Here is a 14514-nt window from a genome sequence, read left to right as displayed (position 1 = left end):
CAGGTGGTACGAAATTCGTATACATCATACAGCGAACAACATAGCAAATGTAAGCGCTCTTGTTAGAAGAATCATTAAAATATGTGATGTAGTTAGTATTTGTCGCCTCTGGGCCTGCCTTTGCCGGCGGTCCTGGCTGGGAGAATGTCGATGAAACAGGTCGCTGTAGTGCTGAGTGGTTGTGGTGTTTATGACGGGGCAGAAATCCATGAGGCGGTGCTCACCTTGCTGGCTCTGGATCGTGCCGGTGCGCAAGCGGTCTGCTTTGCACCGGATAAGGCACAACTACATGTTATTAATCATTTATCCGGCGAAGAAATGCCAGAGAGTCGCAACGTTTTGCTGGAGTCGGCGCGCATCGCTCGTGGCAAAATTCAGGCGCTTTCACAGGCCGATGCCGAGCAGTTGGATGCCCTGATTGTGCCCGGTGGATTTGGTGCGGCGAAGAATTTGAGCAGCTTTGCCACGCAAGGGGCGGAATGTTCAGTGGACCCCGATTTGTCTAAGCTTATTCTGGAAATGCATAAGAGAAACAAACCAATGGGTTTGATGTGCATTGCGCCCACGCTGTTGCCGAAAGTGCTCGATCAACCGTTGCGATTGACCATTGGTAACGATCCCGACCTGGGGGAAGTGATTGATGCCATGGGCGGTGAGCCGGTGATCTGCCCGGTAGATGACATCGTAGTTGATATTGAAAACAAGGTTGTCACGACCCCGGCCTACATGTTGGCCCAGTCGATCGGCGAGGCAGCGCAGGGAATTGATAAGCTGGTGTCACGAGTGCTGGATCTGGTGGAATGATAAGGTTTTCTCGTAAATCGTGGATTGTTCGCCTGTGGTTTTGGTTTAAACGAGGCGTTCTTGCGGTTATTGGCCTGTGGCTGGTGGGGATCATTCTATTCGCTTTTCTGCCGGTGCCGTTTTCTGCGGTGATGGTGGAGCGGCAGCTCGGTGCCTGGCTGAGTGGGGATTTCGGCTATGTGGCGCATTCCGACTGGGTAGCGATGGACGATATTGCCCCCTCGATGGCGCTGGCGGTGATGGCGGCAGAGGATCAGAAATTCCCCGATCACTGGGGGTTTGACGTGGCGGCTATTGAAAAGGCGATCAGCCATAATGAAAAACGGCCAACGCGCATCCGTGGTGCTTCTACCCTTTCCCAGCAAACGGCAAAGAACCTGTTTTTGTGGGATGGGCGCAGCTGGCTGCGCAAGGGGCTGGAGGTTGGGCTAACGGCAGGTATTGAGCTGGTATGGACCAAACGGCGTATTTTGACGGTGTACTTGAATATCGTCGAGTTTGGTGACGGTATCTTTGGCGTGGAAGCGGCGGCTCAGCACTTTTTCCACAAGCCGGCAAGCCGTCTGACGGCCTCGGAAGCGGCCCTGCTGGCGGCGGTGCTGCCTAATCCACATCGTTTCAAGGCCGGTGCCCCTTCGGGGTACGTGATCCAGCGCCAACAGTGGATTATGCGTCAGATGCGCCAGTTGGGTGGCGAAGGATTTCTCAAGGCGAACGATCTGAAGTGATCGTGATACAGGGTCTATGGGGTATCTGGATCACCCCAAGACCCGACTCACGAGATTATTTAACGTAGGTAAACGCCGTTGTCACGTGCTTCACGCCGCTAACCTGGCTGGCGATCTGCGCCGCAGACTGGCCTTCCTGCTGTGTCACCAAACCTAGCAAGAACACTTCGCCATTTTCGGTAGTGACCTTCACGTTTGAAGATTTGACGGTATCGCTGGTCAGGATCTGCGAACGCACCTTGGTGGTGATCCAGGTATCGGAAGAGGCGGTGCCCAGGCTGACCGGCGTGCCCTGGCGAATTTCGTTATACACCTCAGCGGCACCATCGACGCCAAGTGCGATCTGTTTCGCCCGGCTGGCGAGCTCGGTGGTAGGAGCCTGGCCGGTCAGCAGCACTTTGCCCTGATAGGCGGTGGCTACGACACGGGCTTCTTTCTTCAGTTGCTGATCTTTGCTGATGGCATTTTCGACCCGGGCTTCCAACGTGCCGTCATCGACCTGTGTGCCTACGGTGCGTGGATCGGTCGCCGTTTTGGTGGCAACCGCGGCGCTGCCAACGACAACGCCCGCGACGCAACCCTGCAACAGTAGGGCGCTGAACAGCACTGCAAATGTGGCTCTTAGCTTCATCTCAGTTCCTTTAATCGTCCTGGTGGGGGAACAATGTGTTATCAATCAGGTCGCATAGGCAATTGACGGTAAGCATATGCATCTCCTGAATGCGTGCACTGCGGTGAGAGGGGATACGTATCTCCACATCCTGCTGGCCGAGTAAACCCGCCAACTCTCCGCCATCGTAGCCGGTAAGCGCAACAATGGTCATATCACGCGTTACCGCAGCTTCGACCGCTTTTACAATATCACGGCTATTGCCGCGGGTGGAAATCGCCAGCAGTACGTCACCGGTGTGGCCGAGTGCCCGCACCTGTTTGGCATACATTTCATCATGCAGACGATCGTTGCCGATGGCGGTCAGCACCACGTTATCGGCGTTTAGCGCGATCGCGGGCAGGCTGGGGCGTTCGGTTTCAAAGCGGTTGATCATGCAGGCGGCAAAATGCTGAGCGTTAGCCGCCGAAGTGCCGTTGCCACAGCACAGGATCTTGTTGCCGTTCAATAACGATTGAACCAGGGTCATCGCGGCACGGGATATCGCGTCAGGTAAGGCTTCCGCCGCCGCAATCTGGGTTTGGATACTCTCGGTAAAACAGACTTTGATTCTATCCAGCACGTTGTTTTAATCCACTAGGTCAAAGGGCCGGTATACACCGGTCAACAGGGTTTAATCCGCATTGAAGGCATTGGGTATCCATTCTAACTGGCTACCGGTAATGGCTAAAACATCAAAACGGCAAGATGATGTGTCAAAACTGGCTCCTCGCCCTGCCAGCCAAACGGCGGCGGCATGCAGCAATCGCCGTTGCTTGCGGTAAGTCACGCTGGCCGCTGCGTCACCAAAGGCGGCGTTGCGGCGGTAGCGGACTTCGACGAATACCCAGGTTTGACCATCACGCATGATGAGATCGAGCTCACCCCCACGTACCACCACGTTGGCGGCGGTGAAGGTAAGCCCCGCGCGCTCCAGGTATTGGCGGGCCTGGAACTCATAGCCCGCCCCCTTGGCGCGTTGACTCAGGAGACCGGAACGACCGAGCCCTGGCGGTATTGCAGCCAAGTCAGTTTCCTGGTGATCACACAGTTAGGTGAAGATGTCAGCACACCGGTGGTGCCTGAAATCTGGAATCCTGGCAACTGGCGCATTTGAGCAAAGTGGTTGGCCAATGTCCAGGCATCCATCCCCATGGCGTAGAGGCGCACCAGGGAATAGTCGTTACGGAATTTGGCGGTGGCTTGCTGCTGCAACTGTGGATTGGCCCCTGCCAGCAGAGGAATATCACTGAATTGCAGGCCTTCCATTTCCAGACGGAAGTCCGGGCCAGCACCGGCCTGATAGCTGCGTGAACTGGCAAACATGGCAGGTTTGCTACGAGAGCTGGTGGTCATGTCGATCATCGGCTTGATCAGCGTCAGCTGGTCCTGCGTGGCGACAATATACACCGAGTCCACGCCACCGCCGGTAGAGGCCGGGATATCGCTTGGTGGCGCTGGAATAGTCAGACCAGCGATAGTCACCGACTGCTGCGCCGGAGCCTGTGAGGCCACCGGGGTGCCGCTCATGCGAATGCCGCCGCTGTTGACCATCTGGCGTAGCTCACCGGCAGAACCGATCCCTTGCTGCAGCACGGTCTGGCCGCCGAGTTTCTGCCACTCTTCGGTGAAGGCTTTGGCAATGCGATCGCCAAACGAGCCGCGTGGCAGCAGCAGTAACGGCTGGCGTTTTTGCTGTTCCCAGATATGGCGGGCGGCGTCACGGGCTTCATCTTCCGGTGACAGGGCGAAGTAACAGATATTCGGGCTGTCCTTCGGTTGCTCAGGCTGGTTGAGTGCCAACACGTTCAACGTCGTCGAGGTAGTGGCGAGTTGATCGACTTCGGCCTTCAATAGCGGGCCCACGACCAGGGTAGCGCCATCCTGCTGGGCTTGAGCCAACAACGCTGGCAGAGGCTGACTGGTGGTGTCGTAGACCTTCACCTGCCCGCCGGTTGCCGGGGCTGGAGTGACGGGTACCGGAGCAGGAGTAGCGGGTTGTACTGCGGCTACCTGAGTTGTATCCGCCGCAGGGGCTGAAGTGCTTACGGCACCGTTGGCATTGTCTGGCGTTGCTGCCGCGGTCTGGTCAGGGTTATTGGTCGGCTGCATTGCCTGAACGGGCGCAGTGAGTGCGATGCCACTTTGCGCAGCGTTAAAGCCCTGCTGGATCGCATCGGCAAACACCTTGGCCTGGCCGTTCAGCGGCAGCAGCAGGGCGATATGCGACGTTGAAGCCTGGGTGAAATTCAGCACCTGATTCAACTGCGTTGGCAGGCTTTTCGCCGCCGGATTTTGCGGATAGCGGTTCTGCCAGTCTTTGATCCCGGCCTTCAGCAGATCGGGATCCTGACGGTTGTCCTGATAGACTCGTAACAGATCCAGCCAACCTTGCAGCACGTTTTCGTTGGCGTTAATCACCAGGCTGTTCATGTCGGCCGGCTTCAGGCCAAGCAGCGTTTGCCAGGTTTTATCCAGGTTTTCCTGATGAGCCTGGCCGCTTAGTAACGGCTCCTGGGCAATATAGGCGCGGATCAGCGGCAGTGAGGCTTGGCCCTGATTTGCCGCGATCTGCGCCTGATACAGGCGAACCAGCTGATTTGGTGACAGCGCGCTGCTGTCGATGTTATTCAGCGCATCGCGGGCTGCGCTCAAATTCTTGTTGGCCACCTGCAGTTCTGCGCTCAATAGCTGGCGCTCAAGCTGTTGTGTAGCCGTCAGGTTTTGCGGCAAGGTGCTCAGTTGCTCGTTGGCCTGCGGCAGCTTGCCTTCGCGAGTTAATGCGCGAATCGCAAGTAATTGCCAGTCAGCCTTGTTATCATCGCTGCTTTGCTGCAACTGTTGCAGATAGTAATCAGAGTTGGCACTGGCTTCGTCCTGGATATTTGAGGGCGGAGTTTGTGGAACCTGACTTGGACAACCAGCTAACAGCAAGGCTGCCAGTACAACAGGTACTAATCGCCCTGCTTTGGTACGAAGGAATGTTGAGGAAAGCATACTGTATCCAGTGATGTTTTTTTCAAGATGCTCAATATTAAATCGGCAATCCGGATGAAACAATGAATCAACACCAACAATCAGCTATTTCTGCATCGACACTGTACGTGGTGCCCACCCCCATCGGTAACCTGGGGGATATGACTCATCGGGCCATAGAGGTACTGAAAAGCGTCGATCTGATTGCGGCGGAAGATACGCGCCATACCGGGTTGCTGCTGCAACACTTTGCTATTAGCGCGCGGTTGTTTGCGCTGCACGACCATAACGAACAGCAGAAGGCGGACCAACTGCTGGCAAAACTGCAGGAAGGCCAAAGCATAGCACTGGTGAGTGACGCAGGCACGCCACTGATTAACGATCCGGGTTATCACCTGGTGCGCCGTTGCCGCGAAGCGGGGATCCGCGTCGTGCCGCTGCCGGGTGCTTGTGCTGCCACCACCGCGCTGTGTGCCGCCGGTGTGGCTTCCGATCGTTTCTGCTACGAAGGCTTCCTGCCAGCCAAAACCAAAGGCCGTAAGGATACCCTGCTGGCGCTGGCAGAGGAACCGCGAACGCTGATTTTCTACGAATCAACCCACCGTTTGCTGGAAAGTTTGCAGGACATGGTCACCGTGTGGGGGCCACAGCGCTACGTGGTGCTGGCGCGTGAACTGACCAAAACCTGGGAATCGATTCACGGTGCCCCGGTGGGGGAACTGCTGGCCTGGGTGCTGGAAGATGAGATGCGCCGCCGGGGGGAGATGGTGCTGATTGTGGAAGGGCACAAGGCGCAGGAGGACGATTTGCCGCTCGAAGCGCTGCGTACCCTGGCTCTGCTGCAAAAAGAGCTGCCGTTGAAAAAGGCGGCGGCGTTAACTGCAGAGATCCACGGCGTGAAGAAAAATGCGCTGTATAAACATGCGCTAGAGCAGCAGGAACAGTAAAGCGGTTGACCTGCTGGCGCAGCAACGCTACTATCCGCGCCGGAGTTGACTAGACAGTCGCCGCTTCATTGCCGTCCTCTTCGGGGGAGACAGATGGAGGGGAGGAAAGTCCGGGCTCCATAGGGCAGGGTGCCAGGTAACGCCTGGGAGGCGCAAGCCTACGACTAGTGCAACAGAGAGCAAACCGCCGATGGCCCGCGCAAGCGGGATCAGGTAAGGGTGAAAGGGTGCGGTAAGAGCGCACCGCGCGGCTGGCAACAGTCCGTGGCACGGTAAACTCCACCCGGAGCAAGGCCAAATAGGGGTTCACATGGTACGGCCCGTACTGAACCCGGGTAGGCTGCTTGAGCCAGTGAGCGATTGCTGGCCTAGAGGAATGACTGTCCACGACAGAACCCGGCTTACCGGTCAGCTCCCTCTATACAGATAACCCCGCGTGACGAGAGTCGCGCGGGGTTTTTCTTTATCTGTATCCTACACCGGCAAATCAATCAGCAGCGCACGTAGCGGCGCTTCGGCCTGGATGGTGAGGCGGTTTTCCTCGCGGATAAACGCACCGTCTCCACAGGTCAGGCGCTGGCTCTGGTGATGGTCGCCATTGACCTCAACGGTACCGTGGATCGATTGCAGGTAGGCTCGTGGCCCATGCAGAGTAAGCGTCTGCCGTGCTCCCGCCGGTAAGTTCAAATGATGTATCCAGACCTGTTGGCGCAGTTGCAGGCTGCCTTGGGCACCATCTGGTGAGGCCAGTAGCGTATAGGGCTGATCTGGCAGGCTCAAACGCTGCACACGTTCGTTACTGCGCTCCGGACAGGCATCCAGCCACAGCTGCATCCGGGTCAGTGGCGTGCTGCTGCTGACGTTCTGTTCGCTATAGCTAAGCCCCGGTTGCGTAGCCAGCAATAACGCCTCTCCTGCACCCGCGCGTACGGTATTGCCGTCGCTGTCCCGGTATTCGGCTTCACCTTGCAGGATCAGATTCAGGATATCTACGTTGGGATAGGTGCGTGGCTGGAAGGCGGCACCCGGTGCTAATACCTCTTGGTTCAGTACCCGCAGCGACGCATAGCCCATCAGCTTGGGATCGAAGTAGTGGCCAAAGGAAAAGGTATAACGAGCCTGCAGCCAACCAAAGTCAGCTTGCCCGCATTGTTGTGCTGTTCTGCATGTGATCATGGCAATCGGCTCTCTAAATTCAATCTCTTGATGGTAAGCATCTGGACGGCGGATTGTTAGCCAGTTAATCTGGTCGGTATATTCAAATTTCCTGATAGAGAGTTTCGATGGCCAGAGATCGGGCGTTAACGCTTGAAGCGCTTAGGGTTATGGATGCGATCGACCGCCGTGGCAGCTTTGCCGCCGCCGCCGATGAACTGGGGCGAGTGCCTTCGGCGCTCAGCTACACCATGCAAAAATTGGAAGAAGAACTGGATGTGGTGCTGTTTGACCGATCTGGGCATCGCACCAAATTTACCAACGTTGGTCGCATGCTGCTTGAGCGTGGCCGCGTACTGCTCGAGGCGGCGGACAAGCTGACGACCGATGCAGAAGCATTGGCGCGGGGGTGGGAAACCCACCTCACCATCGTCAGCGAAGCGCTATCTCCTGCCTATAAGCTGTTCCCTTTGGTCGATAAGCTGGCGCTGAAAGCCAATACTCAGGTTTCGATCTTTACCGAAGTGTTGGCTGGGGCATGGGAGCGGCTGGAGCAAGGGCGGGCCGATATCGTTATTGCGCCGGATATGCACTTTCGCGCCTCTTCTGAAATCAACACCCGCAAGCTGTATAAGGTGATGAGCGTGTACGTTGCCGCACCGGAACATCCGATCCACCTGGAGCCGGAGCCGCTGTCGGAGCTGACGCGGGTGAAATACCGTGGCATTGCGGTGGCGGATACCGCGCGGGAGCGGCCAGTGTTGACGGTGCAATTGCTGGATAAACAGCAGCGCCTGACGGTGAGCACCATCGAAGATAAGCGCCGCGCTTTGCTGGCCGGACTGGGAGTGGCCACCATGCCTTATCAGATGGTGGAGAAGGATATCGAGCAGGGGCGTTTACGTGTGGTGGGGCCGGAATATAGCCGTGAGGCAGACATTATCATGGCCTGGCGGCGCGACAGTATGGGCGAGGCTAAATCCTGGTTCCTACGCGAAATCCCGCGTCTGTTTGCACGCGAGGAGAATCAGTAACTTCTTCGCATTTTCGCCTTGTGTGAGTCAGGGGAACTGCGATTGCCGGCTCCCCTGACTCGCAGCAATCTGCAATCAACCAAAACGTACATCGCGCCCGTGGGGTTCATCCAGATCCTGTGCAGGGCCGATCGAAATGATCCCGTGCGGATTGATGGTGGCATGGCTGCGATAATAGTGGTTGCGGATATGCGCCATATCGACCGTTTCGGCAATCCCTGGCATCTGGTAGATATCGCGCAGGAAGCCGTACAGGTTGAGATAGTCGCTGATGCGGCGCTGGTCGCATTTGAAATGAGTGACGTAGACCGGATCGAAACGGATCAGTGTAGTCCACAGGCGGAGATCGGCCTCGGTAAGTCGATCGCCGGTCAGATAACGGTGCTGGCCGAGGATCTGCTCCAACTGCTCCAAAGAGGCAAACACGCCGTTCACCGCTTCGTCATAGGCCTCCTGGCTGGTAGCAAAACCGGCCTTGTACACCCCGTTGTTCACCGAATCGTAAATCCAGTCGTTGAGCGAATCGATCTTTTCACGCAGCTCTGCCGGATAGTAATCTCCAGCTCGTGCGCCGACGGCGTCGAAAGCGCTGTTGAACATGCGGATGATATCGGCAGACTCATTGCTGACGATGGTCTGCTGCTGTTTATCCCACAGCACTGGCACGGTAACGCGGCCGCTGTACTGCGGATCGGCCCGTAGATAGAGCTGGTAAAGAAAATCGGAGTGATACAGCGCATCGCCGGTTGCTGCAGGGAAATCCTGGCCGAAGGTCCAGCCGTTTTCCAACATCAGCGGATGCACCACGGAAATCGGGATGGTTTGCTCCAGCCCTTTTAGCTTGCGCATCAGCAGGGTACGGTGTGCCCAAGGGCAAGCCAGGGAAACGTACAGATGGTAGCGATCTTGCTCGGCTTTAAAACCTGCCTTGCCATGTTCTCCCGCAGCGCCGTCCGGCGTGACCCAATTGCGAAACTGAGAGGTTGAACGTTTGAAACGGCCCCCGGTGGATTTGGTGTCATACCAGGTGTCTTGCCAAACGCCATCAACGAGTTGTCCCATGAGATCCTCCAATGTGTCTGAGAGAAAAAGTCAAAAGGCCCGGCGTTGAGCCGAGCCTTTCGTCGATACTATAAGCTTACCACTTTTTGTTCAAAATGCGGTCAATGCTGAAGCCACCAGGGCCTGCAACCGCCAGCACGATGAAGCCACCGGCAATGGTCAGGTTTTTCATAAACATCAGCTGGTTCACGCCTTCGGCAAAGTTGGTGTGGAACAGCAGAGCGGTCAGAATGGTGAAACCGGCCGTGAACAGCGCCACGGTACGGGTCAGGAAGCCGAACAGGATTGCCAGGCCACCGCCGAACTCCAGCAGGATGGTCAGTGGCAGCAAGAAGCCAGGTACGCCCATCGACTGCATGTATTGTTGGGTGCCAGCATAGGCATCACCCATTTTGCCGTAACCTGCAACGATAAACAGGATTGGCATCAGAATACGAGCAACCAGCAAACCTGCATCTTCTAATTTCTTCATCATTAACTCCAAAAAGTGTTGTTGCTTGCCAATCTTGGCATTGGTACCGCCAGGGGGCCTGTAGCCGCCATGTCCGGTTGATGGAGTGAATGTTAGACGGGAATGCTGCGGGTTGTTAGCAAGTAAAACTGTCGTAATTTTTCAAAAAATCTGAATATTAAAAAATCGATAAAAGTAGTTATAAATCATTTAATTAACGATTGTTAAGGCATGCTTGGATAAAATCCACGTAAATAAAAGGGATTACCAACGGGATAATTGAACCTGTTACGGCGCGGTTATTTTTTGGGAAGGGTGTTACGGATCAGACGAACGGTGCCCCAGACGCTGAGCGCCCGCCGTGACCAGCGGATCAATTTGCTAGGATGGCGTATGCCGTACAGCGCAATCACGCTGGAGCCAATAGCCATATATTTACGCAGCCCATATAAGGTCTGCCAGCTGCGATCAAAGGATTCGGTCTTTTGCAGCCACTGGCTTTTGTTGGCGGCCAGATCCAGACGTTGTTGCTGGATCTGCCGGATGAGTTGCTCTTTTCTGCGTTCACGGTACTGGCGGCGATTCATGTTTCTCCTCCAGTTCAGCACGGTCGAGTTCCAATTGCTGACGTGTTGCCCCTAACAGTGTCGAACGGCGAGCCTTGGACAGTGTCCAGACAAGCCCCACAACGGCCAGGAACAGCAGAACGGCGGTAGTGGTGCCCAACGCCATCAGGCGATAAGCGGGGTCGATGGCCCAGAAGATGAGGATTAACAGGCTCATCAGGCCGAATGCGGTAAACAGCAGGGTAAGCCCCGCCATCATCAGCAACTGAATGAGGTTGGCTTTCTCCTCTTCCAGCTCGATAACGGCCAGACGCACCCGGGTTTCCACCATGCCGACCATAATGGTGACAATCCGTTGGGCGATATCCAGGACCCCTTTACCGGGGCCCTGAGCGCGCGTTTGCGGCTGCTCTGCCATAATCAGCGGCGCGCGAGCAGAACGCCTAACACCACGCCAACCGCGGCGCCGATACCGATACCGGTCCACGGGTTTTCACGCACGTAATCATCGGCCTGGCCAGCCATCTGCTTGGTTTGGTGAGCCAGTTTGTCACCAGCATCGCTCAGACGGGCACGGGTTTCTTTCAGTGCGCCTTCTGCTTTGGAGCGCAGTTTGTCCAGTTCAGCTTTAGGTTTATCGGTGGAAGAGTTCAGCACTTCTTCCAGCGTATCGGCCAGGGACTTCAGTTCAGCGCGTAAATTTTCTGCATGTGAATCATGTGCCATTTCGATAACTCCTTAACATTAACTTCGACAGACTTTTAACATAGCGGATTTATTCACTTAAGCAAAGGGCTTATCCCCGGTGGATATCACTAACCAATGTCATTATAGGCTGGTAAAATCCCGCCAGATGGGGCTCTTAGCGATAAATCCGCTAATATAAAAAATTATTCGGCCTGCGCGGCTTTCAGCTCAGCCTGAGCTTCTGCCAGCTTTCTCTGTTTGTTGGCGATTTTATCTGCCTTGCCGGTTTCCTGAGCCTCTTTCAGCTCCTGCTCACGCTCGGCCACTTTCTCCTGCTTATCAGCAATCTTCTTCTGGCGATCGGCTTGTAAACCGGACTCGGTGCAGTGGGTTTGTACTTCGCTCAGGGCTTTTTGCAGGCCTGCCACGCGGTGGCTGTTGCCGTGTTTAGTGGCATAATCGATCTGGGTCTGGATCTCCTGGGCTTTGCTGGCACAAGTCTCGGCCGCTGCCTGTGAAAGCGCAGAAAAAGTGAACAGGGGAATAGCCAGTAACAAAGTGTGGCGCAATTTCATGATTTCAATTCCTTAATGCTGGGAGATAACAAGGATGCTCCCGGTTTCCTGCTGCCCAAGGGGCAGTGCGATAGGCGGCCTACGCGACCGACCCATGCAGACAAACAGCATAGTCATAAATTGCGTAGAACCCCAAAAGTTGAGACTGCCGGTATTTCTCATTCGGCTCAATGTGAAGGGGCGCTGTATGCCGCGCCCGCTAAGGCAATCCCTGCAATGTGAAGGGATTATCCCAGATCAAGTGGCGTACGTGCAAATTTACGCACCCAGCGGCCGGGGAAAGGAGACTCGTTCAGGGCAATGGTATAACCGGGGGGCAGGATGTTTTCCAGGGCTTCGCGGGCCAGCAACTGTTGCTCAGGGGAATCCAGACGGATCACAAGGCCATCGCCCTCAGGCGTAATGCTTTTGATGCGGATACCGCGTTCATCCAGGCGCTGATAGACGTAAAAACCATCTGGCAACGATAGACCCTGCTGAGCCGCATGAATACGCAGCTCGTTTTCCGTACGTAAAATGTATGGCGCCAGCACGGCGGCCAATGCCAGCAATAGCAATGAAAGCAGCAGTGCGTATTGCCAGCGGGGGCGTTTGGCTATCACGCGTCTTTCCCTGCACGGTCGGCGCGCTTTTTACGCCACAGTACCACCAGAGAACCGACTAGCCCGGCGACCAATAGCACCAGTGGCAGCATCATCAGGCCGAACATCAACTGGTCTTCATACTTGCGGAACATCGGGGTTTTCCCGAGGGCAAAACCGACCGATACCAGGATCAGAACCCACAGCAGGCCGCTCATCCAGTTAAAGAACTGGAAGCGTGCGTTGCTCAAACCAGACAACCCGGCAATGGTAGGCAACAGCGTACGGACGAAAGCCAGGAAACGGCCAACCAGCAGGGCCGACAGGCCATGACGGTGGAACAACTGGTGGGCACGCTGATGGTAATGGGCCGGTAGATGAGCTAGCCAACCCTGTACCGTAGGCGTATTGCCTAGCCATCGGCCTTGTATGTAGCTAACCCAGCACCCCAGGCTGGCTGCGGTGGTCAGGATAAGAATGGTCACCGGGAAATTCATGGTGCCTTTGGCGACCAGGACGCCGACCAGGATCAGCAGGCTATCACCCGGCAGGAAGGCGGCGGGCAGCAGGCCATTTTCCAGAAATAAAATCATAAACAGCAAGACGTACAGCGTCCAGACCAACGAGGGGTTGGCCAGCGTTTCAAAGTCTTGCTGCCATAAGGCATCCAATAGTTGCTTAATGATATCCATCCGGTGTTCCTAAAAACGTCATTGTTATTTTCGTTCAGCGGCTGGGGGCGGTAAGCTCGCGGAGGCCCTGGCTGCTGAAGATGATGAACGGTGTTGCTTTATTCTTTGGTTCTAATGGGGCGACACCGGATCATGAGTGATACGTTAGCGAGCCACGGTAAAGTATGTTGCTTTCTTTCCAACCCCCGAGCCTGCTTTGCTGCTGCGGGAAGTTCAGCGTCCAATTGACCTGCCGCAACCGGTTAGGGGCTGGGTTATCTGCCTGCGGTTGAGGCCACAGGCGGTAGCCCAGATCCGTTGCTAAAGTATAGGCCGGAACCGACTGGGACGGGGCCTGCAACGAGCTGGGGTAGGAATGCATCCGGGGCAAAGACAGCAGTAGTTTGCTGAGGGGCTTGCGGCGGAGTTCACTGTGCGGACGGTAATCCTGATCGTAGGGGGAAACCACATGCTCATCAAGTAATGCCTGAGCATTTAACGCGGAGGCTAAGGCTGTGGTTTGTGCTGCATAGAGCTTTGGGCCGGAGACCGAACCGGTCCAGCAGGAAAGAGCAATAAGCATGGCAAACAACCAGCGCATGTATTCGCGTTCCACCCCAAAGTCAGTCGATAAAAAAGTGGGCTAACTCTACCAAAATAGCACGATTGGCAACAGGGAAATCTACGCGGTCGCTGGGGAAATATCGCGCAGTGGGCGGCTGTACCGGGATCGATTCAGCCGTTTTTACAATACCTGACATTCGGTACGATTTCTTGACGCCAAAATCCTATTTGGTGGGGGTGGCCATGTTATCCAAATGGATCACCGGATTCTCGGCAAACAGGTAGCGATCGGCGTTGTATTCGAAATCGTCGGTGGTGGCATTGAACAGCATCTGCTTGGTATTTTCCAGATGTTGCCACATGGCCAGTTTGGCACCGTGAGGATCTTTACGTATCAGCGCTTTAAGGATCTCATCGTGATCGTCGCACCAGCTGGCAATGGAACGCTCATCGATGTGTTCGTGCAGTTTGATCCAGTAAGGGTTGCTGACACGCTGAGCCCACATTTTTTCCACTATGGTGGCCATGGCGGTATTCTGGGTCGCCAGCGCGACCTGCACATGGAATTTGAGATCCCACTGCGAATCGCGGAAGCGATCCTCTTTGCGCGCTTGCTCCTGGATCTCCATCAGTTGGACGATATCCTGCTTGGTCACCTGGGTGGCGGCGAACTCGGCGATGTTACTTTCGATCAACTGGCGGGCCTGTAGCAGTTCAAAAGGCCCAGACGTAGCGAATTCGAGGCTTTCGCCCGGTACCACCAGGTGCTTCTGCTGGTTGGAGATCACATGGATGCCCGAGCCTTTGTGCACTTCTACGTAACCTTCTACCTCCAGCATGATGATCGCCTCACGCACCACGGTGCGGCTAACGTTCATCTCTTCTGCGATATAACGCTCGGCTGGCAGTTTCTCACCGACAGGGTAGACCCCGCCCTCAATGCGCCGTTTTAGTTCGGCGGCCAATTGCTGATAAAGGCGTCTGGTTTCAGTGAATTCCATAGTGAATACTCGGTGGTAGAAGGGCGTGATGCCATAGGACCTGTTATACCACTTATCCGTTGT

19 protein-coding genes and 1 other RNA gene are annotated in these 14514 nt (G+C 55.6%); 5 read left to right on the top strand and 15 right to left on the bottom strand.

Features of this window, described 5'->3' with window-relative positions:
• The first annotated feature begins 150 nt into the window (after positions 1 to 150).
• Both elbB and mtgA read left to right on the top strand, forming a co-directional pair.
• Positions 151 to 804, top strand: coding sequence for an isoprenoid biosynthesis glyoxalase ElbB (gene elbB, locus KGP16_RS23320; protein WP_021806944.1), 654 nt, complete (start codon positions 151 to 153; stop codon positions 802 to 804).
• Positions 801 to 1532, top strand: coding sequence for a monofunctional biosynthetic peptidoglycan transglycosylase (mtgA, locus tag KGP16_RS23315; RefSeq protein ID WP_059198977.1), 732 nt, complete (start codon positions 801 to 803; stop codon positions 1530 to 1532). Before elbB ends, mtgA begins: the two co-directional genes overlap by 4 nt.
• Positions 1533 to 1587: 55 nt before the next feature.
• On the opposite strand, the gene dolP is transcribed toward mtgA, so the two are convergent.
• Genes dolP through KGP16_RS23295 form a run of 4 tightly spaced genes read right to left on the bottom strand, consistent with a single transcriptional unit; the run spans position 1588 to position 5178 of the window.
• A complete protein-coding gene (gene dolP / locus KGP16_RS23310; protein WP_021180667.1) occupies positions 1588 to 2163 on the bottom strand; it encodes a division/outer membrane stress-associated lipid-binding lipoprotein in 576 nt (191 codons plus the stop codon).
• Between the two features lie 10 nt (positions 2164 to 2173).
• Positions 2174 to 2764 carry a DnaA initiator-associating protein DiaA gene (diaA, locus tag KGP16_RS23305; RefSeq protein WP_021806942.1) on the bottom strand — a complete coding sequence of 197 codons (591 nt, stop codon included), beginning with the start codon at positions 2762 to 2764 and terminating at the stop codon, positions 2174 to 2176.
• A 51-nt stretch (positions 2765 to 2815) separates the two neighbouring features.
• Positions 2816 to 3169, bottom strand: coding sequence for a YraN family protein (locus tag KGP16_RS23300; RefSeq protein ID WP_172414006.1), 354 nt, complete (start codon positions 3167 to 3169; stop codon positions 2816 to 2818).
• Complete coding sequence (locus tag KGP16_RS23295; RefSeq protein WP_223500423.1) at positions 3166 to 5178, bottom strand: penicillin-binding protein activator; 2013 nt, start codon at positions 5176 to 5178, stop codon at positions 3166 to 3168. The genes KGP16_RS23300 and KGP16_RS23295 overlap by 4 nt, the downstream gene beginning before the upstream one ends.
• A gap of 62 nt (positions 5179 to 5240) precedes the next feature.
• Between KGP16_RS23295 and rsmI the strand changes: the two genes are divergently transcribed.
• Together rsmI and rnpB are read left to right on the top strand one after the other, a co-directional pair.
• The gene (gene rsmI / locus KGP16_RS23290; RefSeq protein WP_021180663.1) at positions 5241 to 6104 is read left to right on the top strand and encodes a 16S rRNA (cytidine(1402)-2'-O)-methyltransferase; all 864 of its coding nucleotides are present in this window, start codon (positions 5241 to 5243) and stop codon (positions 6102 to 6104) included.
• 41 nt (positions 6105 to 6145) lie between these two features.
• An RNA gene (gene rnpB / locus KGP16_RS23285) (RNase P RNA component class A) lies at positions 6146 to 6524 on the top strand.
• Between the two features lie 54 nt (positions 6525 to 6578).
• On the opposite strand, the gene KGP16_RS23280 is transcribed toward rnpB, so the two are convergent.
• A complete protein-coding gene (locus KGP16_RS23280) occupies positions 6579 to 7280 on the bottom strand; it encodes a pirin family protein (RefSeq protein ID WP_021806939.1) in 702 nt (233 codons plus the stop codon).
• Positions 7281 to 7387: 107 nt separating this feature from the next.
• Here KGP16_RS23280 and KGP16_RS23275 point away from each other — a divergent pair, with 107 nt between their 5' ends.
• On the top strand, positions 7388 to 8293 hold the full coding sequence (locus KGP16_RS23275; RefSeq protein WP_021180661.1) for a LysR family transcriptional regulator: 906 nt from the start codon (positions 7388 to 7390) through the stop codon (positions 8291 to 8293).
• Positions 8294 to 8368: 75 nt separating this feature from the next.
• On the opposite strand, the gene KGP16_RS23270 is transcribed toward KGP16_RS23275, so the two are convergent.
• The 10 genes from KGP16_RS23270 to exuR all read right to left on the bottom strand — a co-directional run bounded on the left by KGP16_RS23270 (position 8369) and on the right by exuR (position 14451).
• Entirely contained in the window at positions 8369 to 9355 is a 987-nt protein-coding gene (locus KGP16_RS23270; RefSeq protein WP_223500422.1) for a glutathione S-transferase family protein, read from the bottom strand.
• A gap of 76 nt (positions 9356 to 9431) precedes the next feature.
• The gene (locus KGP16_RS23265; RefSeq protein ID WP_024528174.1) at positions 9432 to 9827 is read right to left on the bottom strand and encodes a DoxX family protein; all 396 of its coding nucleotides are present in this window, start codon (positions 9825 to 9827) and stop codon (positions 9432 to 9434) included.
• A 278-nt stretch (positions 9828 to 10105) separates the two neighbouring features.
• The gene (locus tag KGP16_RS23260) at positions 10106 to 10393 is read right to left on the bottom strand and encodes a YqjK-like family protein (RefSeq protein WP_021180658.1); all 288 of its coding nucleotides are present in this window, start codon (positions 10391 to 10393) and stop codon (positions 10106 to 10108) included.
• Positions 10371 to 10790 carry a phage holin family protein gene (locus KGP16_RS23255; RefSeq protein ID WP_021180657.1) on the bottom strand — a complete coding sequence of 140 codons (420 nt, stop codon included), beginning with the start codon at positions 10788 to 10790 and terminating at the stop codon, positions 10371 to 10373. Before KGP16_RS23255 ends, KGP16_RS23260 begins: the two co-directional genes overlap by 23 nt.
• A 2-nt stretch (positions 10791 to 10792) precedes the next feature.
• Entirely contained in the window at positions 10793 to 11098 is a 306-nt protein-coding gene (locus KGP16_RS23250) for a YqjD family protein (protein ID WP_021180656.1), read from the bottom strand.
• Positions 11099 to 11262: 164 nt separating this feature from the next.
• The gene (locus KGP16_RS23245) at positions 11263 to 11634 is read right to left on the bottom strand and encodes a DUF1090 domain-containing protein (RefSeq protein WP_021806937.1); all 372 of its coding nucleotides are present in this window, start codon (positions 11632 to 11634) and stop codon (positions 11263 to 11265) included.
• A gap of 227 nt (positions 11635 to 11861) precedes the next feature.
• Positions 11862 to 12233, bottom strand: a complete 372-nt coding sequence (gene mzrA, locus KGP16_RS23240) for an EnvZ/OmpR regulon moderator MzrA (protein WP_037376329.1) — start codon at positions 12231 to 12233, stop codon at positions 11862 to 11864.
• The gene (locus KGP16_RS23235; protein ID WP_021180653.1) at positions 12233 to 12907 is read right to left on the bottom strand and encodes a DedA family protein; all 675 of its coding nucleotides are present in this window, start codon (positions 12905 to 12907) and stop codon (positions 12233 to 12235) included. The genes mzrA and KGP16_RS23235 overlap by 1 nt, the downstream gene beginning before the upstream one ends.
• 130 nt (positions 12908 to 13037) lie before the next feature.
• Positions 13038 to 13487, bottom strand: a complete 450-nt coding sequence (locus KGP16_RS23230; protein WP_094983177.1) for a hypothetical protein — start codon at positions 13485 to 13487, stop codon at positions 13038 to 13040.
• Between the two features lie 187 nt (positions 13488 to 13674).
• Positions 13675 to 14451, bottom strand: coding sequence for a transcriptional regulator ExuR (gene exuR / locus KGP16_RS23225; RefSeq protein WP_223500421.1), 777 nt, complete (start codon positions 14449 to 14451; stop codon positions 13675 to 13677).
• Positions 14452 to 14514 lie beyond the last annotated feature (63 nt).

Origin of the sequence: Serratia sp. JSRIV006, from assembly GCF_019968685.1 — a bacterium.
GTDB lineage: Bacteria > Pseudomonadota > Gammaproteobacteria > Enterobacterales > Enterobacteriaceae > Chania > Chania fonticola_B.
The sequence above is the reverse complement of the archived record's forward strand: the minus strand, read 5'-3'. Positions and strand labels throughout refer to the sequence as shown.

Excerpts from the sequence above, each read along its gene's own strand:
- elbB (WP_021806944.1), top strand. The coding sequence starts at position 151 with ATGAAACAGGTCGCTGTAGTGCTGAGTGGTTGTGGTGTTTATGACGGG.
- mtgA (WP_059198977.1), top strand. The coding sequence starts at position 801 with ATGATAAGGTTTTCTCGTAAATCGTGGATTGTTCGCCTGTGGTTTTGG.
- dolP (WP_021180667.1), bottom strand. The coding sequence starts at position 2,163 with ATGAAGCTAAGAGCCACATTTGCAGTGCTGTTCAGCGCCCTACTGTTG.
- KGP16_RS23295 (WP_223500423.1), bottom strand. The coding sequence starts at position 5,178 with ATGCTTTCCTCAACATTCCTTCGTACCAAAGCAGGGCGATTAGTACCT.
- rsmI (WP_021180663.1), top strand. The coding sequence starts at position 5,241 with ATGAATCAACACCAACAATCAGCTATTTCTGCATCGACACTGTACGTG.
- KGP16_RS23280 (WP_021806939.1), bottom strand. The coding sequence starts at position 7,280 with ATGATCACATGCAGAACAGCACAACAATGCGGGCAAGCTGACTTTGGT.
- KGP16_RS23275 (WP_021180661.1), top strand. The coding sequence starts at position 7,388 with ATGGCCAGAGATCGGGCGTTAACGCTTGAAGCGCTTAGGGTTATGGAT.
- KGP16_RS23270 (WP_223500422.1), bottom strand. The coding sequence starts at position 9,355 with ATGGGACAACTCGTTGATGGCGTTTGGCAAGACACCTGGTATGACACC.
- KGP16_RS23265 (WP_024528174.1), bottom strand. The coding sequence starts at position 9,827 with ATGAAGAAATTAGAAGATGCAGGTTTGCTGGTTGCTCGTATTCTGATG.
- KGP16_RS23260 (WP_021180658.1), bottom strand. The coding sequence starts at position 10,393 with ATGAATCGCCGCCAGTACCGTGAACGCAGAAAAGAGCAACTCATCCGG.
- KGP16_RS23255 (WP_021180657.1), bottom strand. The coding sequence starts at position 10,790 with ATGGCAGAGCAGCCGCAAACGCGCGCTCAGGGCCCCGGTAAAGGGGTC.
- KGP16_RS23250 (WP_021180656.1), bottom strand. The coding sequence starts at position 11,098 with ATGGCACATGATTCACATGCAGAAAATTTACGCGCTGAACTGAAGTCC.
- KGP16_RS23245 (WP_021806937.1), bottom strand. The coding sequence starts at position 11,634 with ATGAAATTGCGCCACACTTTGTTACTGGCTATTCCCCTGTTCACTTTT.
- KGP16_RS23235 (WP_021180653.1), bottom strand. The coding sequence starts at position 12,907 with ATGGATATCATTAAGCAACTATTGGATGCCTTATGGCAGCAAGACTTT.
- KGP16_RS23230 (WP_094983177.1), bottom strand. The coding sequence starts at position 13,487 with ATGCGCTGGTTGTTTGCCATGCTTATTGCTCTTTCCTGCTGGACCGGT.
- exuR (WP_223500421.1), bottom strand. The coding sequence starts at position 14,451 with ATGGAATTCACTGAAACCAGACGCCTTTATCAGCAATTGGCCGCCGAA.